The 19173-nt window shown below is 76.2% G+C and carries 16 protein-coding genes and 2 pseudogenes; 10 read left to right on the top strand and 8 right to left on the bottom strand.

From position 1 onward, the window contains the following. Window positions 1–28: 28 nt before the first annotated feature. From ACWIZO_RS08280 to ACWIZO_RS08265, 4 genes and pseudogenes are all read right to left on the bottom strand, one after another. Complete coding sequence (locus ACWIZO_RS08280; protein WP_448642014.1) at window positions 29–928, bottom strand: ABC transporter substrate-binding protein; 900 nt, start codon at window positions 926–928, stop codon at window positions 29–31. Continuing rightward, a complete protein-coding gene (locus ACWIZO_RS08275) occupies window positions 925–1806 on the bottom strand; it encodes a putative bifunctional diguanylate cyclase/phosphodiesterase (RefSeq protein WP_448642925.1) in 882 nt (293 codons plus the stop codon). Before ACWIZO_RS08275 ends, ACWIZO_RS08280 begins: the two co-directional genes overlap by 4 nt. A 21-nt stretch (window positions 1807–1827) precedes the next feature. Then, window positions 1828–1926, bottom strand: a pseudogene (locus ACWIZO_RS08270) (hypothetical protein); the annotation flags it as partial. Between the two features lie 19 nt (window positions 1927–1945). Then, a pseudogene (locus tag ACWIZO_RS08265) lies at window positions 1946–2710 on the bottom strand (diguanylate cyclase domain-containing protein); the annotation flags it as partial. A gap of 368 nt (window positions 2711–3078) precedes the next feature. Between ACWIZO_RS08265 and ACWIZO_RS08260 the strand changes: the two are divergent. Then, window positions 3079–3795: a trimeric intracellular cation channel family protein gene (locus tag ACWIZO_RS08260; protein WP_448642013.1), complete on the top strand. Its 717-nt coding sequence runs from the start codon at window positions 3079–3081 to the stop codon at window positions 3793–3795. A 91-nt stretch (window positions 3796–3886) separates the two neighbouring features. Then, window positions 3887–5116 (top strand): saccharopine dehydrogenase family protein, encoded by a 1230-nt coding sequence (locus ACWIZO_RS08255; RefSeq protein WP_448642012.1) that lies wholly within the window; start codon window positions 3887–3889, stop codon window positions 5114–5116. 158 nt (window positions 5117–5274) lie between these two features. On the opposite strand, the gene ACWIZO_RS08250 is transcribed toward ACWIZO_RS08255, so the two are convergent. Next, window positions 5275–8013, bottom strand: a complete 2739-nt coding sequence (locus ACWIZO_RS08250) for a SpoIIE family protein phosphatase (protein WP_448642011.1) — start codon at window positions 8011–8013, stop codon at window positions 5275–5277. Window positions 8014–8176: 163 nt separating this feature from the next. Here ACWIZO_RS08250 and ACWIZO_RS08245 point away from each other — a divergent pair, with 163 nt between their 5' ends. Next, the gene (locus ACWIZO_RS08245; RefSeq protein WP_448642010.1) at window positions 8177–9274 is read left to right on the top strand and encodes an EAL domain-containing protein; all 1098 of its coding nucleotides are present in this window, start codon (window positions 8177–8179) and stop codon (window positions 9272–9274) included. Between the two features lie 81 nt (window positions 9275–9355). Here the strand turns inward: ACWIZO_RS08245 and ACWIZO_RS08240 are convergent, their stop codons facing one another. Further along, window positions 9356–10282, bottom strand: a complete 927-nt coding sequence (locus ACWIZO_RS08240; RefSeq protein ID WP_448642009.1) for an aldo/keto reductase — start codon at window positions 10280–10282, stop codon at window positions 9356–9358. Window positions 10283–10558: 276 nt separating this feature from the next. Here ACWIZO_RS08240 and ACWIZO_RS08235 point away from each other — a divergent pair, with 276 nt between their 5' ends. Both ACWIZO_RS08235 and ACWIZO_RS08230 read left to right on the top strand, forming a co-directional pair. Next, window positions 10559–10843, top strand: coding sequence for an HU family DNA-binding protein (locus ACWIZO_RS08235; protein WP_446758248.1), 285 nt, complete (start codon window positions 10559–10561; stop codon window positions 10841–10843). Between the two features lie 155 nt (window positions 10844–10998). Further along, a complete protein-coding gene (locus ACWIZO_RS08230; RefSeq protein ID WP_448642008.1) occupies window positions 10999–12255 on the top strand; it encodes a serine hydrolase domain-containing protein in 1257 nt (418 codons plus the stop codon). Window positions 12256–12359: 104 nt separating this feature from the next. Here the strand turns inward: ACWIZO_RS08230 and ACWIZO_RS08225 are convergent, their stop codons facing one another. After that, window positions 12360–12821 (bottom strand): MaoC family dehydratase, encoded by a 462-nt coding sequence (locus ACWIZO_RS08225; RefSeq protein WP_448642007.1) that lies wholly within the window; start codon window positions 12819–12821, stop codon window positions 12360–12362. A gap of 85 nt (window positions 12822–12906) precedes the next feature. On the opposite strand from ACWIZO_RS08225, the gene folP reads away from it, so the two are divergent. From folP to ACWIZO_RS08200, 5 genes are all read left to right on the top strand, one after another. Then, the gene (folP, locus tag ACWIZO_RS08220; protein ID WP_448642006.1) at window positions 12907–13767 is read left to right on the top strand and encodes a dihydropteroate synthase; all 861 of its coding nucleotides are present in this window, start codon (window positions 12907–12909) and stop codon (window positions 13765–13767) included. Window positions 13768–13946: 179 nt separating this feature from the next. After that, window positions 13947–14525, top strand: coding sequence for a universal stress protein (locus tag ACWIZO_RS08215; protein ID WP_448642005.1), 579 nt, complete (start codon window positions 13947–13949; stop codon window positions 14523–14525). Window positions 14526–14715: 190 nt separating this feature from the next. Next, the gene (locus tag ACWIZO_RS08210; RefSeq protein WP_448642004.1) at window positions 14716–15138 is read left to right on the top strand and encodes a PaaI family thioesterase; all 423 of its coding nucleotides are present in this window, start codon (window positions 14716–14718) and stop codon (window positions 15136–15138) included. Window positions 15139–15220: 82 nt separating this feature from the next. Beyond that, a complete protein-coding gene (locus ACWIZO_RS08205; RefSeq protein WP_448642003.1) occupies window positions 15221–16819 on the top strand; it encodes an AMP-binding protein in 1599 nt (532 codons plus the stop codon). A 70-nt stretch (window positions 16820–16889) separates the two neighbouring features. Beyond that, a complete protein-coding gene (locus ACWIZO_RS08200; protein ID WP_448642002.1) occupies window positions 16890–17882 on the top strand; it encodes an NAD(P)H-quinone oxidoreductase in 993 nt (330 codons plus the stop codon). Here the strand turns inward: ACWIZO_RS08200 and ACWIZO_RS08195 are convergent, their stop codons facing one another. Further along, complete coding sequence (locus ACWIZO_RS08195; RefSeq protein WP_448642001.1) at window positions 17883–19109, bottom strand: cysteine desulfurase-like protein; 1227 nt, start codon at window positions 19107–19109, stop codon at window positions 17883–17885. Between the last annotated feature and the right edge of the window lie 64 nt (window positions 19110–19173).

Raw genomic sequence — 19173 nt, 5'->3', positions numbered from 1 at the left:
GTTCCGGCACGTCACCGGACGGTCCGGGTCAGCCGGCGGGCAGGGCGCCGTTGACGGTCACCGCGGCGACGGCGCCGTGGCCGACGTCCCATCGGTCGAGCAGCTCCTGGTAGACGCCGTCGTCGACCAGCCGCTGCAGCGCCTCGGTGAGGACGTCGCGCAGCTGCGTCCGGTCCGGGGCGACGGCGATGCCGTAGAGCCCCGGCTCGTACTGGGAGTCGGAGACCAGCTGGTAGCTGTTCTGGGTGCGCGGGTCGGTGGTCACGAACACGGCCGGCGGGTAGTCGGCGAGCACCGCGTCCGCGCGCCCGGTGCGCAGCTCCAGCAGCGCGTCGTCGTTGGTCGCCACCTCGCGGACGTCGATCCGCCGCGTGCACCCGGCCTGCGCGCGGTCGAGCAGGCCGACCTGCACGGTCCCGGCCTCCACGGCCACGCCGCGGCCGCAGAGCCCGGCGAGGTCGTGGATCCCGAGCGGGTTGCCGCGGGACACGACGATCGAGGACCCCGCGCGGAAGTAGTTGACGAAGTCGGCCTGCTGCTCGCGCTCGGCGGTGTCGGTGACCGCGCTCATGACCAGGTCGAACCGGTCGGCGGCGAGGTCGTCGAGCAGCGTGTCGAACGACGACGCCCGGAACTCCACCTCCATCCCGAGCAGGTCGCCGAGCGCGGCGCCGAGGTCGGGCTCGAAGCCGACGATCGTGCGCCCGTCCGGGCCGAACGAGGAGGCCGGCGGGTAGGACGGGTCGTTGGCGACGGTCAGGACGCCGGCCTCCCGCACGTCCTCGGGCAGTGCGGCGTGCAGCGTCTCGTCGAGGGTGACGGTCGGGCCGACCGCCGCGGCGGCGTGGTCGGTCCCGTCGCAACCGGCCGTGGCGAGCACGGCGGCGAGCACGGCGGTGCCGGCGAGGACACGGGAGGAGCGGGTCACGCGAGGACCTCCACGGACGGCGCGGGCACCGGGGGGTCCGCGCGGACGAGGTCCGGCCACGGGCGTGGCCGGGAGAAGTACCAGCCCTGGGCGCGGTCGCAGCCGACCGCGCGCAGCCAGGCGGCGACCTCGGCCGTCTCCACGCCCTCGGCGCAGACCGACAGCCCCAGGCCGTGCGCGAGCTCGACCAGCGAGCGGACGACGGCGGCGTCCTCGGCGTGCGCCGCGGCCCCGGTGACGAAGACCCGGTCGACCTTGACCTCGGTGAGCGCCAGCTCGCGCAGGTGCGACAGGCTGGCGAAGCCGACGCCGAAGTCGTCGAGGGCGGCACCGAAGCCGTGCGCGGCCAGCTCGGCGAGACACGCCGAGGCGGCGGCGAGGTCGGCCGGCAGCGCCGTCTCGGTCACCTCCAGGTGGAGGCGCGACGGCGGCACCCCGGCGGCGGCGGCCAGCCGGGCGACGGTGTCGGCGAAGCCGGGCTGCTCGAGGTTGCGCACCGAGACGTTGACCGAGACGGTCCAGTCCTCACCGGCGGCGGTCCAGGCCGCGCAGTCGGCCAGCGCCCGGCCGAGCACCCACTCGGTGAGCGCGCCGATGACGCCGGACTGCTCCAGGGCCGGCAGGAACTCACCGGGCCCGACCAGCCCGCGCTGCGAGTGCTGCCAGCGCAGCAGCGCCTCGACGCCGGTGGTGCGGCCGGAGGCCAGGTCCACCTGCGGCTGGTAGTGCAGGCGCAGGTCACCGTCCTCCAAGGCGCGGCGGACGTCGTGCTGCAGCGCCGGGGAGTGCGGCGAGGGGGCGGTCGAGCGGGGGTCGTAGACGACGACGCCGGTCGCGCCGCGCTTGCCCTGGTACATCGCCGCGTCGGCGCAGGTCATGAGCGTCTCGATGTCGGCGGCGTCGGCCGGGTGCATCGCGATGCCGCAGCTGGCCTCCACGGTCAGCCGGACGCCGTCGACGACGGTCTCGACCGACAGCGCGTCGCTGACCCGCTGCACGAGCTTCCCGGGCGTCCGCGGCGCCGTCGACCCCGGGCAGGAGCAGGCCGAACTCGTCGCCGCCCAGACGGGCCACGGTGTCGCCGGAGCGGACCGTGGCGGCCAGCCGGCGGCCGACCTCGCGGAGCAGGTGGTCCCCCGCGTGGTGCCCCAGGGTGTCGTTGACCTCCTTGAACCGGTCGAGGTCGACGAGGACGACGGCGCCCGGGGTGCCGCGGTCGAGCTCCGCGGTCACCCGGCGGGCGAACAGCTCGCGGTTGGCCAGGCCGGTCAGCGGGTCGTGCAGCGCGTCGTGGGCGGCCTGCGCGGCCTGCCGGCGCAGCCGCCGGGTGGTCGACCAGGAGATCGCGCCCAGCACCAGGTAGAGGACGCCCAGCCCCGCGCCCAGGCGCCAGTAGGTGCGCGCGGTGGCCGCCTCGACCTCGGCGGCGACGGCGTCGTAGGGCAGCAGCAGCTCCAGGACGCCGACCGAGCGGCCGGAGGTGTCGGCCACGATGGGCTGGAGCACGCGGATCACCCGCCCGACGGCCAGGCCGTCGTCGTCGAGCAGCGCCACGTCGGTGCCACCGTCCGCTGCGGCGGTGAAGGCCGGCCCGGTGGCCGGGACGACGCCCTCGCCCGGGGGGTAGTCCGGCAGGGCCTCGACCGGCCCGCCGGAACCGTCGTCGGCGAAGACCACCGCGCCGGAGAAGTCGCGCAGCCGCAGCCGCAGGATCGACCCGCGGAAGACGGCGAGGTCGGTGGCGACCTGCAGCCGCTCGCGCTCGGCCCCGGTGAGCCCCATCGCGAGGTCCTGGCCGCGCAGCGCCGGCGCGATCGCCATCTCCTCGACCACCGCGGCCTGCGCGGAGCCGTACTCGAGGGCGCGGTCGACGGCGTCCTGCCGGTTGCCCGCCGCCAGCACCCCGCCCAGCACGACCACCGGAACCAGGCTGGCCGCCGCGTAGGCGGCGAACAGCCGGGTGCCGACCGCGGTGGTGCTCCCGGACCGGCTCATGCGCCCTTGATCGGCCGCTCCTGCCGGCGGGTACAGCGCAGCTCCCCCCGGAGGGGGAGCCGCGCTGCCGGACCGCCGCTCCCGGGCGGGATGATGACCGCTCGTGAGCACCCCGGCCGTGAGCGCCCTGCCGTGAGCACCCTGCCGTGAGCACCGTGGCCGCAGCCACCGAGACCCTGCACGTGCCGGCCGCGGTCGACCTCGCCGCGATCGTCGTCGGCGCGCTCACCGGCGGGCTGCTCGCCGCGCGCGAGGGGTTCGCCGTCTCCGGGGTGCTGCTGCTGGCGGTGAGCGGCGGGCTGGGCGGCGGGCTGATCCGCGACGTGCTGCTGGCCGCCGGCCCGCCGGTGGCGCTGACCGACCCGGCGTACCTGCCGGCCGTGGCGATCACCGCGGCGGTGACCTTCTACTTCTCCGGCTGGCTCTCCCGGCTCAACCCGCTGCTCGTGGCGCTCGACGCGGTCACCCTCGGCCTGTTCACCGTCATCGGCGCCCAGAAGGCGCAGCTGGCCGGGCTGCCCAGCGCCTCGGTGGTGTTCATCGGCACGCTGACCGCCGTCGGCGGGGCGGTGATCCGCGACGTCCTGCTGGCGCAGCGGGCCGACATCGTGCAGCCCGGGCCCTACAACGCCGTCGCCGCGCTGCTGGGCGCCATGGCGCTGACCGTGCTGGCCGGCCCCGCCGGGCTCGAGCCCATCCCGGTGGCCCTGCTGGTCATCGGGCTGGTGGCCACCCTGCGGGTGCTCGCGGTGTGGCGCGGCTGGGAGGCGCCGGTCGCCGTCGACCTGCCCGACCGGGCCCGCCAGCGGCTGGCCCGCGACCGCGGCGACCGGCCCGACGGGCGCCGGCGGACCAGGCGCCGCACGCGCTGAGGGCCCCGGCGCCCGGAGCGGCGGGGCCCCTCCGGCACGGTGGACGCGACGCGGTCGCGCGGACCGGCGGGGGACGGCGAGGATGGCCCGTGTGACCGAGCCCGCGCGCGAGCACGACGTCGTCCTCTTCGGTGCCACCGGCTTCGTCGGCCGGCTGGTGGCCGGCTACCTGGCAGAGGCCGCGCCGCCCGGCCTGCGCGTCGCCCTGGCCGGCCGGTCGCGGGAGAGGCTGGCCGCCGTGGCGGCGGAGCTGCCGGCGGCCGGGCGGCACTGGCCGCTCCTGGAGGCCGACACCGGGGACCCGGCGTCGCTGACCCGGCTGGCGGAGAGCACCCGCGTGCTGGTCACCACCGTCGGGCCCTACGCCCGGTACGGGCTGCCCGTCGTCGAGGCCTGCGCCCGGGCCGGCACGCACTACGCCGACCTCACCGGCGAGGTGCTCTTCGTCCGCGAGGCCATCGACCGCTGCGACGCCGTGGCGCGGGAGACCGGCGCCCGGCTCGTGCACGCCGCCGGCTACGACTCCATCCCCTCCGACCTGTCGGTGTACCTGCTCGCGGAGCGGGCCCGCGCCGACGGCGCCGGCGGACTCACCGACGTCCGCCTGGTGGCCAGCGCCCGCGGCGGGGTCAGCGGCGGCACGATCGACTCGATGCGCGCCCAGATCGAGGCCATGGCCACCGACCGGGACCTGCGCCGGGTGATCGCCGACCCCTACGCCCTCTCCCCCGACCGCGCCACCGAACCCGGCACCCGCCAGCCCCCGGACGCCGCCCCGCCGGCCCTGGCCGCCGACGGCCGGTGGACCGCGCCGTTCGTCATGGCGCCGTTCAACACCCGGATCGTGCGGCGCAGCAACGCGCTGCAGCAGTGGGCCTACGGCCGCGGCATGCGCTACGGGGAGGCGATGAGCGCCGGGCGCGGCCTCACCGGGGCGCTCACCGCCGCCGGCATCACCACGGGCCTGGCCGCGGGGCTCGGCGCACTGGCCTTCGCCCCCACCCGCGCACTGCTCGACCGGGTGCTGCCCGCGCCCGGCAGCGGCCCGTCGGAGGCGGCCCGCGAGAAGGGCTTCTTCCGCATGGTGGTCGACGCCGACACCGAGAGCGGCCGGCACTACCGGGCCACCGCGTCCGGCCCCGGCGACCCCGGGTACAAGGCCACGTCGGTGATGCTCGGCGAGGTCGCGCTGGGGCTGGCGCTCGACGGCGACCGGCTGCCCGACCGGGCCGGCTCGCTGACCCCGGCGACGGCACTGGGCGACGTGCTGGTCGAGCGGCTGCGCGCCGCCGGGCACACCTACGAGGTCACCCCGACCTGACGCCGGGGGCGCGCCACGATCAGGGAACCTGATCATCGCGCGTCCTCCCTCACCGCCCACCGTGAGGGAGGACGCGCTGCGGTGAGGGAGGACGGCGGATCGGGCGGTCCGACCCGACCCCGGACGTCACAGCACCCGCACGTCACAGCACCCGGACGTCACAGCACCCGGACGGCCAGCAGCGCGACGTCGTCCTCGGCGTCGGGCAGGAACAGCCGGCGCAGCACCCGGTCGCACACCTGCTCCAGCGGCACGCCCGCGCACCCGCGCAGGACGGCGAGCAGCTCGTCGGTGCCGGCGTCGAGGTGGCGGTCGCGGCGCTCGACCAGCCCGTCGGTGTAGAGCAGGACGGTGCTGCCCACCGGCAGGACGGCGTCGTGGTCGGTGCGCGCGCGGCCCGGGTCGACGCCGAGCAGCAGGTCGGCCGGGCCGGGATCGAGCAGGCGCACCCCGCCGTCGGGGTCGACCACCACCGGCGGCGGGTGCCCGGCGCTCGACCAGCGCAGCCGGGCCGCCTCCCCCGGCAGCCGCTCCAGCCGGGCCACCAGCGCCGTCGCCATCGCGCCGATGGCCAGCCCCGACGCAGCCCGGTCCAGCTGCGCGAGCACCCCGGCCGGCGAGGCGCCGCCGGCGTAGCCGATGCCGCGCAGCAGGCCGCGCAGCTGCCCCATCGCCGCGGCGGCGTGCCGGTCGTGCCCGACGACGTCGCCGATGACGAGCACCGTGTCGCCCCCGGCCTCGACGAACGCGTCGTACCAGTCGCCGCCGATCTCGGCGCCCTCGGACGCCGGGAGGTACCGGACGACGATGTCGCAGCCCTCGGGCCGGGGCGGCGCGGTGAGCATGCTGCGCTGCAGGGCGTCGGCGAGGTCGCGCTGCTGCTCGAACAGCCGCGCCGACTGCAGCGCCAGGCCCGCCCGGCGGCCGATCTCGACGGCGGTCTCCACCTCGGCCGGCGCGTGCGGGCCGCGGTCGGCTCCGTTGGCCAGGCCGAGCGCGCCGATGACCTCCCCCCGGGCGAGCAGCGGCACCACCAGCGCCGAGCGGGGCGCCAGCCGGGCGAGGGCCTCCTGCCCCGCCGGCTCGGGCAGCGCCCGGGCGATCCGGGCGGCGTCGATCTCGGGCACCACCAGCGGCCGGCCGGTCCGCGTCACCACCCGCGCGGCGTGCTCGTCGCCCATCCCCGCGACCATGGCCCGGACGTAGCCGGCCACGTCGTCCCGGCGGCCGGGGTCCCGGTGCGCCGCGGCGACCTCGTGCAGCCGGGCCTGCTCGTCGGTGACGACGATCCAGCACCAGTCACCCAGCGCCGGGACGACCAGGCCGGCGAGGCGGTCGAGCTGGTCGGTGATGTCGAGGCTGCCGGAGAGCACCCGGCCGGCGTCGGCCAGCAGCTGCAGCCGCCGGTTGGCCGCGGCCATCGCCGTGACGGCGGCGGCCCGCTCGGCCTGCGAGCGCAGCCGCGAGACGCTCAGCGCGATCTGGGCGGTGAGCGCCTCGAGCAGCTCGACGTCGGTGTCGGGGAAGACGTGGTCGGTGTCCCAGACGACGACGAAGCTGCCGAGCAGCCGGCCCTCCACCCGCAGGGGGAGCGCGGCGAGCGCGCGCAGGCCCAGCAGCGGCCCGACCTCGGCCATCCGCGGGAACCGCGCGACCGCCTCCTGCAGGCGGGTGAAGAGGAAGCGCTCGCCGTGGCGGGCGGCGTACTGGGTGGGCAGGTCGTCGTCGAGATCGACGGCCACGCCCCGGTCGCCCAGGTCCACCTCGACGTCGGACTCCGCGGCCGCCGTGGCCACGGAGTCGGCCAGCCGCCGCGCCAGGTGCAGCCGCAACGTCCCGTCGGCGTCGTCGAAGGCGGCCAGCGCGCTGGAGGCGGCCCCCAGCACCCGGGCGCCCCGCAGCGCGATCTCGGCCAGCTGGGACAGCGCCGTCGCGTTCGCGAGCTCCGCGGCGACCTCCGCCACCGCGGCGGCCCGCTGCACCGCCGCCATCCGCCGGTCGGCCTGCTCGCGGGCGTCGGTGACGTCGACGACGGTGCCCAGGACCCGCACCGGCTCACCGCGCGCGTCGCGCACCACCCGCCCGCGGGAGACCGTCCAGCGGACCGAGCCGTCGGTGTGCAGGGCCCGGCACTCGACGACGTACTCGCCCGAGCCGGCGAGGGCCTCGGCCATGGCCTCCCGGACGGCGGCGTGGTCGTCGGGGTGGATGCGGTCGGCCAGCACCCGGTCGACGTCGGTGAACTCCCGTGCGCCCTCGAGGCCGTGCACCGCCGCGCACCGCTCGTCCCAGGAGAGGACGCCGGCGCGCAGGTCGTTCTCCCAGATGCCCACCTCGCTCGCCTCGAGGGCGACGTCGAGCCGGGCCAGCGAGGCGCCGATCGCCGAGCGCGCCGCCGAGAGCTCCAACTCCGCCACGACCGAGGCGGCCAGGTGCTCCAGCAGCGCCGCGTCGTCGTCCGACCACGCGCGCGGCGCCTCGTCGTACACGGCGAGGACGCCGACGACCCGCCCGGACGCCGACACCAGCGGTGAGCCGAGGTAGGACGCCACCGCGCCGGAGGTGACGGCGGGCAGGTCGGCCACGCGGGCGTCGGCCCGGGCGTCGGGCACCGCCAGCGCGCGCTCCTCCTGCACGACCCGCGCGGACAGCGCGCCGGTCAGCAGCGCCGGGCCGCCGACGACGCCCGGCGGCAGGCCGTGGCCGCCGACCACGGTGTCCTCGTCGGTGAACAGGGTGACCTTGGCGTGGCCCGCGCCGAGCAGGCGGGCGGCCAGTGCGGAGAGCCGGTCGTAGGCCGCCGGTCCGGGCACCTCGACGAGCAGCCGGCGGGCGGCGGCGACGCGATGGGCGTCGCGGAGCAGGTCAGGGCCCTGCAGCGGCACGGGGACGGCCACGACGCCTCCTCGTGCGCGCGCGACCCCAGCGGCCGCAGCGGACCATCGTGCCACGCGCGGACCCGGATACGGACGAACGCGTCCGGTCGGCAGGTCCCCCGGTCGGGTGAGATGCGCGGCCGCGCCGGTCGAGCGCACGCGGGGGCGGGTCGATGCCTCCCCCATGCCGGGGACCCTGACCACGCGCCCACCGGACTGCCGGCCGCTGCTGGCCGACCCCGGCGACCTCACCCTCGTCTTCCAGCCCGTCGTCGACCTCGCCCGCGCCCGTGTCGCCGGCTACGAGGCGCTGGCCCGCTTCCCCGGCACCGCGGCCCCCGAGGCCTGGTTCGCCGCGGCCGCCGACGCCGGCGTCGCCGCCGAGCTGCAGGCCCTGGCGCTGCACCGGGCCCTGGCCGCCGTCCCGCACCTGCCCGCGGGCACCTTCCTGTCGGTCAACGTCGGGCCGCACCTGCTCGGCACCCGCCCGGTGCAGGCCGCGCTGGCCGGCCGGCCGGACCTCCGGGGCGTCGTCCTCGGGCTGACCGGGCACGCCCCGGTGGCCGACCTGACCGCGGTGCGCGGCCACGTGGCCGCGCTGCGCGCCCGCGGGGCCCTGGTGGCCCTCGACGACACCGGTGCGGGGTGGTCGGGGCTGCAGCAGGTCGCCGCGCTGCGGCCGAACCTCGTCACCCTCGACCGCTCCCTGGTCGCCGGCGTCGACACCGACCCGGTGCGCCAGGCCATCGCCGAGGTGCTGGGCGCGCTGACCGGCCGCACCGACGCCTGGCTGCTCGCCCAGGGCGTCGAGACCCGCGGCGAGCTGGCCGCCGTCGCCCGCCTGGGTGTCCCGCTCGCGCAGGGCTGGCTGCTGGGCCGCCCGACGCCGGGCTTCGCACCCCTGTCGGCCGACGTGGCCGACCTGGTCCGGAGCCAGGTCGCACGCGCCCGGCGGGCCGGCGGCCTGGCGGGACTGCTGCGCCCGGTGCGGCAGTGCGACGCCACCGAGCCCTCCCCCGGCCTGCCGCCGCTGGTGCTGGTCGGTCCCCGGGGCGAGCCGCTGGCCCTCCGGCTGGCCGACCCGCGCACCGGCGAGGTGCACACCGCCCCGGTCTCGCTGTGCGCGCAGCCGGCCGACGGGGTGTCCGAGACCCTGCACCGGGCGCTGACCCGGCCTCCGGCGCACCGGTTCGACCCGGTGGTCTGCACCGACGCCGAGGGCGGCGTCCTCGGGCTGCTGCGGGTCGAGGACCTCGCCTCGGCCGCCTCCGCCCGCTGCTGAGTGAGGACCCCTCTGCCCCCCACCACTCGCGAGCTCGCGGCGGGACCCTGCAGAGGGCCGCCCGTTCTCCCGGAGGGTCCGTCACCAGGCGCTGGCGGCGGTCAGGGCGGCGCGCTCGTCGTCGGCGAGCACCAGGTCCTGCACCGGCAGCAGGTCGGCGAGCTGGTCGACGTCGCGGCCGCTGGCGATGGGGGCGACGACGGTGGGCTGGTCGGCCAGCCAGCGCAGCGCCACCGCGGCCGGCGTCACCGCGTGGGCGTCGGCCACCTCCTGCAGCGCCGCCAGCACGCGGTCGCCGCGCCCGCCGGCGTAGGCCATGGCGCCCTTCGCGCGCGGTGAGTCGACCCGCTCCCCGGCCCGGTACTTGCCGGTGAGGAAGCCCTTGGCCAGCGAGAAGTAGGGCAGACAGCCCAGCCCGTGCTCCGCGACGACGTCGCGCAGCCCGTCCTCGTAGGCCGGCCGCTCGAGCAGGTTGTAGTGCGGCTGCAGCGCGACGTAGCGCGCCAGGCCCAGCCGCTCGGAGGTCTCCAGCGCCTCGGTGAGCCGGGCCGGGGAGTAGTTCGACGCCGCGACGTGCAGCACCTTGCCCGAGCGCACGAGCTCGTCGAAGGCGGTGAGCGTCTCCTCCAGCGGCGTCGTCTCGTCGTCGTAGTGCGCGTAGTAGAGGTCGATGCGGTCGGTCCGCAGGTTGCGCAGCGAGCGCTCGGCCGCCTCCCGGATCTCGCCGGCCGCCAGCGGGTGCGCCTTCTGCTGCGGTGAGGCCTTGGTGGCCACGACCACGCGGTCGCGCAGGCCGCGCTCGGCCATCCAGCCGCCCAGGATCTGCTCGGAGCGGCCGTCGCCGTACATCTCGGCGGTGTCGACGAACGGGCGCAGCGCGCCGGGCACCGCGTCGACGAAGCGGTCGAGGACGGCGTGCGACGTCGGCTCGTCGGCCGTCCAGCCGAAGACGTTGCCGCCCAGACACAGGTCGCTGACGGTCAGGTCGGTCCCGGGGAGCTGCGGCATGCGCCCCACGCTATGTCGCCGCCGACGGACCTGCTCCGGAGCGTCGGCGCCCCGTCCTGGGGCGGCTGGGACCGGCGGGGCGGCCGGGTGCCGCAGGCCTCCCGGACTGGCCATATGCCCGTCGGCGTGACACGGTGCCCCGGGCCGGGCCGCCTCGACGGGGCTCCGGCCCGTCCTCCGGGCTCCCGCCCGGGACGCCCGGCCGCGCACCGCGGCCGGCGACACCACGGCGGCCCGCCGAGACCGCGCGGCCGCGACACCTCCGAGAGGATCCCCGTGAACAAGGCCGAACTCGTCTCCGCCATCGCCAAGCGCGCCGACGTGCCCAGCGGCACCGTCGACGCCGTCCTGGCCGGCCTGCAGGAGGAGCTCGTCGAGGCGATCACCCGCGGCGAGAAGGTCGCCGTCTCCGGGCTGATCACCGTCGAGCGGACCCAGCGCTCGGCCCGCACCGGTCGCAACCCGCAGACCGGCGAGTCGATCGACATCCCCGCGGCCAACACCGTCAAGGTGACCGCCGGCTCCAACCTGAAGAAGGCCGCCAGCAACGTCCCGGTCTGATCGGCGGCCGCCCACGGACGTCCCGGTCCGACCGGCCGCCCGTGCCGCCGGGCCGGGGCGGCGCCTGCCCCCTGTGACCGGTCCCACGTCCGCGTGGGTGAGGATGCGAGGGCAGGCGCCGCCCGGCGGGCGGACGGCGCGGGACGGAGGAGCGCGTGAGCAGCGGACTGACCCTGGACACCGACCCGGCCGAGGTGGGGCTCGACCCCGCCCGGCTGCAGCGCCTCGACCGGCGGCTGACCCGCTGGGTCGACGACGGGCAGCTGCCCGGCTTCCTCGTCACCGTGTCGCGGCGCGGCCGGCTGGCCCACGTCGGCCGCCACGGCGCCCGCAACGTGGAGGAGGGCCTCCCGGTCGAGGAGGACACCCGCTGGCGCATCTTCTCGATGACCAAGCCGGTGACCTCGGTGGCGGCGATGATGCTCTACGAGGAGGGCCTCCTCGAGCTCACCGACCCGATCACCAAGTGGCTGCCCGAGTTCGCCGACACCCGCGTCTACGTGGCCGGGTCGGCGCAGAAGCCGGTCACCCAGCCGCAGATCGAGCCGATCCGGGTGGCGCACCTGCTCACCCACACCTCGGGGCTGACCTACGGCTTCCACCACGCCCACCCGGTCGACGCGATGTACCGCGCGATGGGCCACGAGTGGGGCACCCCGCCCGGCGCCGACTCCGCCGAGGTCTGCCGCCAGTGGGCCTCGGTGCCGCTGGTCTTCCAGCCCGGCTCGGAGTGGAACTACGGCGTCTCCACCGACGTCCTCGGCCGGCTGGTCGAGGTGGTCTCGGGACAGACGCTCGACGTCTTCTTCCAGGAGCGGGTCTTCGGCCCGCTGGGGATGACCGACACGTCCTTCGGGCTGCGCGAGGACGACGACGTCACCTCGCTGGCCCGCCTCTACGCCGCCGTCCCCGGCACGCCGGGCGGGCCGGCCACCGGGTTCGCGCCGCTGGACGCGATGGGCGCCGCGGCGCACAGCAAGCCGGCGTTCCTCTCCGGCGGCGGCGGCCTGGTGTCCACCGCCGCGGACTACGTGCGCTTCGCCGAGATGCTCCGCCGCGGCGGCTCGTTCGACGGCGGGCGGCTGCTGGGCCCGCGGACGCTGGCGCACATGACCCGCAACCACCTGCCCGGCGGCGCGGACCTGGAGACCTTCGGCCGGCCGCTGTTCGCCGAGACGCCGCTGCGCGGGGTCGGCTTCGGCCTGGGCTTCTCGATGGTCATCGACCCGGTCCGCTACGGCGGCGTGGCCAGCGTCGGCGACTACAGCTGGGGCGGGGCGGCGTCGACGGCGTTCTACGTCGACCCGGTCGAGGACGTCGTCGTCACGTTCTTCACGCAGCTGCTGCCCTCGTCGACCCTGCCGATCCGGGCCTACCTGCGCGCCCTGGTCAACCAGGCGATCGTCACCTGACACAGCGGTCGAGATCGCGCGATCTCGCACGTCCCAGCGGCCGTGGGCGTACGAGATCGCGCGATCTCGACCGCGTGGTCCTACGCGATGTCGACCGCGTGGTCCTACAGGTAGCGGCGGTAGACAACGGTGGCGACCATCGCCGGCTTCGACGCGCCCTCGACCTCGACGGTGACGTCCATGTTCATCGCGATCCCGCCCTCGAGCGGCGTGGCCGAGGCCAGCGTCGCGCCGGCCCGGACCCGGCTGCCCACCGGCACCGGCGAGGGGAAGCGCACCTTCTCGGTGCCGTAGTTGACGCCCATGCGGAAGCCGGTGATCTCCACGATCTGCGGCAGCAGCGACGGGACGAGCGACAGCGTCAGGTAGCCGTGCGCCACGGGACCCCCGAAGGGGCTCTCCCGCTTCGCCCGCTCGACGTCGACGTGGATCCACTGGTGGTCCCCGGTCGCGTCGGCGAACTGCTGCACCTGTTCCTGGGTCACGGTCACCCAGTCGCTGTGGCCGAGGTGCTGGCCGACGAGCCCCTGCACACCCTCGACGCCGTCCACGGTGGTCTGCGCCATCGCCGTCCTCCTGTGTCCTCGGTCCGTGTCGCTGTGGTCTGGTTGGCTGACTCCACCACACCGACGGCGGGGACGGGGGACACGGGTGCTGCGACTGGGCCGGCTCGACGTGCCCGACGGGGGGCTGCTCGTCATGGCGATCGTCAACCGCACGCCGGACTCCTTCTACGACCGCGGCGCCACCTACGAGCTGGCCGCCGCCGTCGAGCGCGTGGACCGGGTCGTGGCCGAGGGCGCGGACGTGGTGGACGTCGGCGGGGTCAAGGCCGCGCCCGGCGAGGAGGTCGACGCCGCCGAGGAGATCCGCCGCACCGTCGACCTGGTGGCCGCCATCCGCGCCGCCCACCCGGAGCTGCCGATCTCGATCGACACCTGGCGCGCCGAGGTCGCCCGCGAGGCGCTGGCCGCCGGGGCCGACGTCGTCAACGACGCGTGGGGCGGCGTGGAGCCGGAGCTGGCGCACGTCGCCGCCGAGGCGGGCGCGGGCATCGTGTGCACGCACGCCGGCGGCCTGCCGCCGCGGACCCGGCCGCACCGGGTGCAGTACGACGACGTCGTCGCCGACGTGGTGCGCCGGACGACGGCGCTGGCCGAGGCGGCCGTGGCCGCGGGCGTCGACCGCGAGCGGGTGCTGGTCGACCCGGGTCACGACTTCGGCAAGAACACCCGGCACTCGCTGGAGGCGACGCGGCGGCTCGACGAGCTGGTCGCGACCGGCTGGCCGGTGCTGGTGGCGCTGTCGAACAAGGACTTCGTCGGCGAGACCCTCGACGTCGTCCTGGAGGAGCGGCTCACCGGGACGCTCGCGGCGACGGCGGTCAGCGCCTGGCTGGGTGCCCGGGTGTTCCGCGCCCACGACGTCGCCGCGACCCGGCAGACGCTCGACATGGTGGCCGCCATCCGCGGCGACCGTCCCCCGGCCCGCACCGTCCGCGGCCTGGCCTGAAGAAGGGCCCCCTCGCCCCCCACCGCTCGCGAGCTCGCGGCGGGCCCCTGCGAGGGGGCCGCCCTCGCGGGGCGCCGAGGGGACGACGGAGGTCCCTGGTGCCGGGGGACCGACCGGGCGATGATCGGGTCGCCCGTGGCGGCAGCGGGCCCCACGGCGGCGGCGCTGAGGAGGCCGTCATGTCCGAGCAGGCCACGGGGATCGACGCACCCCAGGCACGAGGACGGCGCGTGGTGGTGGGCGTCGACGGGTCGGCAGGAGCGCAGGCGGCGCTGCGGTTCGCCGTCGAGGACGCCGTCCGCCGGGGCGTGCCCGTCGAGGCGGTCACCTCCCACCGCCCACCCGAGGCGTGGATGGACTTCGACGCGGTCGGCGGCTTCGACTACGACCAGGCCGAGGCCGAGGCGGTGGAGCGGGCCGAGGTGTTCATCGCCGAGGTGCTCCACGAGGTCCCGGAGCCGCACCCGGAGATCCACGTGACGGCCGTCCTCGGCTCGGCGGCGGACGCGCTCATCCGCGAGTCGGCCGGCGCGGACCTGCTCGTGGTCGGCAGCCGGGGGCACGGCGGGTTCTCCAGCATGCTGCTGGGGTCGACGAGCATGCACTGCGTCCTGCACGCGCCGTGCCCGGTCACCGTCGTCCACTCGTCCGAGTCGCACCACGAGCGGCTGCACCTGCGCCGCCGCAACGGCGGGGAGCGGGTGCGCGCCCGGCGCCGGCGCTTCCGGGGGGCCACGGCCGACTTCACCGGACCCTGACCCATCCGCTGCGGCCGGCCGGCCGCCGGCACGGGCCCCGGCGCGGGCGCCGCGATGATCAGGTGACCTGATCGTGGCGCGTCCTCCCTCACCGTGACGCGGCCTCCCTCACCGTGGGACGTCGGGGAGGACACTCGACGATCAGGTGACCTGATCGTGGCGCGCACCCACCGGAGCTAGGTTGCTCCGCATGGCCGCCACCGGGTTCCTCACCGCCGACGAGCTCAACGGGCTCCTGCCGGGCACGCTGCCGGGGCTGCTCGGCCTCACCGTCACCGCGCACGAGCCCGGCCGGCTGGCGGCCACGCTCGACGTCCGCCCGGACCTGCTCGCGCCCAACGGCTACCTGCACGCGGCCACCGTCGTCGCCCTGGCCGACACCGCCTGCGGTCTGGCCACCCGCGCGCTGCTGCCGGAGGGCTCGGCCGGGTTCACCACCATCGAGCTGAAGAGCAACTTCCTGGGCACGGTGCGCGAGGGACGGGTGAGCACCGTGGCCACCAACGCGCACGCCGGCCGCAGCACCCAGGTGTGGGACGCCGTCGTCTCCTCCGACGCCGGGAAGACCCTCGCGCTGTTCCGCTGCACCCAGTCGGTGCTGTGGCCACGATGAGGTGACTGGCGAGTAACCCCGTGTCCCGCGACACCCCGGGGGTGTGAGACTGGCGTCACCCGTCCCCGAGGAGGAGCCCCCAGTGGCACTGGCCAGTCGTTACCCCGACATCGAGATCCCCGATCTGTCGGTCCCCGAGTTCGTGCTCGCCGGCGGCGCGTCGCGCCCCGACGCCCCGGCGCTCGTCGACGGCCTGACCGGTGACTCGATCAGCCACGGTCAGCTGGCCACCTACGTCGACCGCGTCGCCGCCGCGCTCGCCGCCCGCGGGCTGCGCAAGGGCGACGTCGTCGCCGTCCTCTGCCCGAACACGATGTGGTACCCGGTCGTCTTCCACGGCATCGCCCGGGCCGGGTGCGTGATGAGCCCGATCAACTCGCTCTACACCGCCCACGAGGTCGCCTTCCAGCTGAAGGACTCCGGCGCCAAGGTGCTCATCACCGTCTCGCCGTTCCTCGACCGGGCGCTGGAGGCCGTGGAGCAGTCGCCGGTCGACGAGGTGGTCGTCATGGACGGCGCCGAGGGGCACGCCTCGCTGCTCGACCTCATCTCCAGCGACGCGCCGTCGGTGCAGGTCGACGTCGACCCGGCGGACGACCTGGTCACGCTGCCCTACTCCAGCGGCACCACCGGCCTGCCCAAGGGCGTCATGCTCACCCACCGCAACCTGGTGGCCAACGTCAGTCAGTCCCGCCCGCTGGTGGAGCTGCACGAGGGCGACGAGCGGATCATCGCCGTCCTGCCGTTCTTCCACATCTACGGCCTGACCGTGCTGATGAACCAGGGCCTGCAGTGGGGCGGCACCGTGGTGACCCTGCCGCGGTTCGACCTCGAGCAGTTCCTGCGCACCATCCAGGACCAGGAGATCACCCGGGCCTTCGTCGCGCCGCCCATCGTGCTGGCGCTGGCCAAGCACCCGATGGTCGACCAGTTCGACCTGTCCTCGCTGCGCAGCATCACCTCCGGCGCCGCGCCGCTGGACGAGGCGCTGGCCCAGGCCGCCCAGGACCGGCTGCGCAAGGGCGCGGCCGACGGCGTCGTGGTCGCCCAGGGCTACGGGATGACCGAGCTGTCGCCGGTCTCGCACACCACGCCCGACGCCACCCGGCTGCCCGAGGGGGTTCCCGCGGTCCCCAAGGGCTCGGTCGGCCTGGCGCTGCCCAACACCGAGTGCCGCCTGGTCGACCCCTCCACCGGCCAGGACGCCGCCCCCGGCGAGCGCGGTGAGCTCTGGGTCCGCGGCCCGCAGGTCATGAAGGGCTACCTCAACAACGAGCAGGCCACCCGCGAGACGCTGGACGCCGAGGGCTGGCTGCACACCGGCGACGTCGCGATCGTCGACGGGAACGGCTGCTACACCGTCGTCGACCGGGTCAAGGAGCTGATCAAGTACAAGGGCTACCAGGTGGCCCCGGCCGAGCTCGAGGCCGTGCTGCTGGGCAACCCGGCCATCGCCGACGCCGCCGTCATCGGCGTCAAGGACGAGGAGACCGGCGAGGAGCTGCCCAAGGCGTTCGTCGTCCGGGCGCCCGGTGCGGAGATCACCGAGCAGGAGGTCATGGACTACGCCGGCAGCCGGCTCGCACCGCACAAGAAGATCCGCGCGGTCGAGTTCATCGAGCAGGTGCCCAAGTCCGCGGCCGGCAAGATCCTGCGCAAGGACCTCAAGGCCCGCGTCTGACGAAGGCCCCCTGCCCCACCGCTCGCGGGCTCGCGTCGGCACGGGGCAGGGGGGCTTCTAAGGTCGGCGCATGCGTGCGGTCACCATGGACGGTCCCGGCGGCCCCGAGGTCCTCGGCTGGGGCGAGGTCCCCGACCCGGTGGCCGGCCCCGGCGAGGTCGTCGTCGACGTCGCCGCCACCGCGGTCAACCGGGCCGACCTGCTGCAGCGCGCGGGGAACTACCCGCCGCCGAGGGGCGCCAGCGAGGTCCTCGGCCTGGAGTGCAGCGGGGTCGTGAGCGAGGTCGGCGAGGGCGTGACCGGCTGGTCGGTCGGCGACGAGGTGTGCGCGCTGCTCGCCGGTGGCGGCTACGCCGAGCGGGTCGCCGTCCCCGCCGTGCAGCTGCTCCCCCGCCCGGCCGGAGTGGAGCTGGCCACCGCCGCCGCGCTGCCCGAGGTCACCTGCACCGTGTGGTCCAACGTCTTCCAGCTGGCCCGCCTGCGCCGCGGCGAGACGTCCCTCGTGCACGGCGGGTCCAGCGGCATCGGCACGATGGCGATCCAGCTCGCCGTCCGGGCCGGAGCCCGGGTGTCCACCACCGCGGGGACGGCGGCCAAGCTCGAGTTCTGCCGGGAGCTGGGCGCCGAGGTCACGATCAACTACCGCGACGAGGACTTCGTCGAGCGGGTGCGCGAGGAGACCGACGGCGCGGGGGTCGACGTCGTCCTGGACAACATGGGGGCCGCGTACCTGCCCCGCAACGTCGACGCCCTCGCCGTCGGCGGCCGGCTGGTCGTCATCGGCATGCAGGGCGGCACCCGGGCCGAGCTCGACCTCGGCAAGCTCCTCGCGAAGCGGGCGTCGGTGCACGCCACCGCGCTGCGCTCGCGGCCGGCCACGGGCCCGGGCGGCAAGGCCGAGATCGTCGCGGCGGTGCGCGCCGAGGTGTGGCCCGACGTCGAGCGCGGCGTGGTGCGGCCGATCGTCGACCGGCGGCTGCCCATGTCGCGGGCGGCCGAGGCGCACCGCGTCGTCGAGGCCAGCGAGCACGTCGGGAAGGTGCTGCTGCTCCCCGACGCCTGACTAGAGGGCGCCGCGCAGGGCCGCCACCGAGTCGATCACGTAGCCGACCTCCTCGGCGGTGTTGTAGTGCGCCAGCCCCAGCCGGATGGCTCCGCCGGCCTCGTTGACCCCGAGGGCGTCGAACAGCTCGCGGGCGTAGAAGTCGCCGTCCCAGGCGCAGACCCCGCGGCGGGCGAGCTCGGCGGCCACCTGCCGGGGGCGCATGCCCGGGACGGTGAACGACAGGGTCGGCGTCGTGTGCTCGGGGAAGCCGACCACCTGCACGTGCCGCATGGCCCGCAGCGCCTGGTCCAGCCAGTCGAACAGACCGCCCTCGTAGGCGGCGACGGCGGCCATCGAGGCGCGCAGCCGGTCACGCCGGCTGCCGGTGGCGTCCTCGCACAGGCCGGCGAGGTGGTCGACGGCGGCGGTGACGCCGGCGTAGAGCTCGAACGGCGGGGTGCCGGTCTCGAAGCGGTCGGGCACGCGGTCCGGCGCGGGCAGCAGCCGGTCGGGGACGAGCTCGGTCAGCAGCGCCGGGTCGGCGACCACCGCGCCCACGTGCGGCCCGCAGAAGGTGTAGGCCGACACCGCCAGGAAGTCCGCGCCCAGCGCGGCCCGGTCGAGGAACACGTGCGGGGCGGCCTGGACGGCGTCGACGAACACCAGCGCCCCGACGGCGTGGGCGCGGGCGGCGATCGCGGCGACGTCGGGACGCGTGCCGATCGCGTTGCTGGCCGCCGTCACCGCCACCAGGCGGGTGCGCGCGGTGATCAGCTCGTCGTACTGCCAGGCCGGCAGCTCACCGGTCTCGATGTCCACCTCGGCCCACCGGACGACGGCGCCGGCCTGCTCGGCCAGCTGCAGCCACGGGCGGATGTTGGCGTCGTGGTCCAGGCGGCTGACCACGACCTCGTCGCCGTAGCGCCACGTGCGCGCCAGCGCCCGGGCGAGGGCGTAGGTCAGCGTCGTGGTGTTGGCGCCCAGGACCACCCCGGTGGAGACGCCGCCCACCAGGTCGGCCACCGCCGCGCGGGCGCTGGCCAGCAGGCCCTCCGTGCGCGCCGAGGACGGGAAGACCCCGCCGCGGTTGGCCACCGGCACCCGCATCGCCGAGGAGACCGCGTGCACGACGCTCTCGGGCACCAGCGTGCCGGCGGGCGCGTCGGTGTGCACGAACCCGTCGGACAGGCCGGGGAACAGGCCGCGGACGCGCGCGACGTCCAGCCGTGGCTCCCCCGGTCCCATGCGGGCGACCCTAGACGGAGCGGTTCTGCCGGCCACGTCCTGGCGGCACCCGGGCGCCGCGCGT

The organism is Geodermatophilus sp. URMC 63, assembly GCF_053502565.1.
The sequence above is the reverse complement of the archived record's forward strand: the minus strand, read 5'-3'. Positions and strand labels throughout refer to the sequence as shown.

Coding starts and splice junctions, on each gene's coding strand:
- ACWIZO_RS08215 (WP_448642005.1), top strand. CDS start 13,947: ATGTCCGAGCAGGCCACGGGGATCGACGCACCCCAGGCACGAGGACGG.
- ACWIZO_RS08225 (WP_448642007.1), bottom strand. CDS start 12,821: ATGGCGCAGACCACCGTGGACGGCGTCGAGGGTGTGCAGGGGCTCGTC.
- ACWIZO_RS08275 (WP_448642925.1), bottom strand. CDS start 1,806: ATGACCTGCGCCGACGCGGCGATGTACCAGGGCAAGCGCGGCGCGACC.
- ACWIZO_RS08245 (WP_448642010.1), top strand. CDS start 8,177: ATGCCGGGGACCCTGACCACGCGCCCACCGGACTGCCGGCCGCTGCTG.
- ACWIZO_RS08240 (WP_448642009.1), bottom strand. CDS start 10,282: ATGCCGCAGCTCCCCGGGACCGACCTGACCGTCAGCGACCTGTGTCTG.
- ACWIZO_RS08210 (WP_448642004.1), top strand. CDS start 14,716: ATGGCCGCCACCGGGTTCCTCACCGCCGACGAGCTCAACGGGCTCCTG.
- ACWIZO_RS08200 (WP_448642002.1), top strand. CDS start 16,890: ATGCGTGCGGTCACCATGGACGGTCCCGGCGGCCCCGAGGTCCTCGGC.
- ACWIZO_RS08195 (WP_448642001.1), bottom strand. CDS start 19,109: ATGGGACCGGGGGAGCCACGGCTGGACGTCGCGCGCGTCCGCGGCCTG.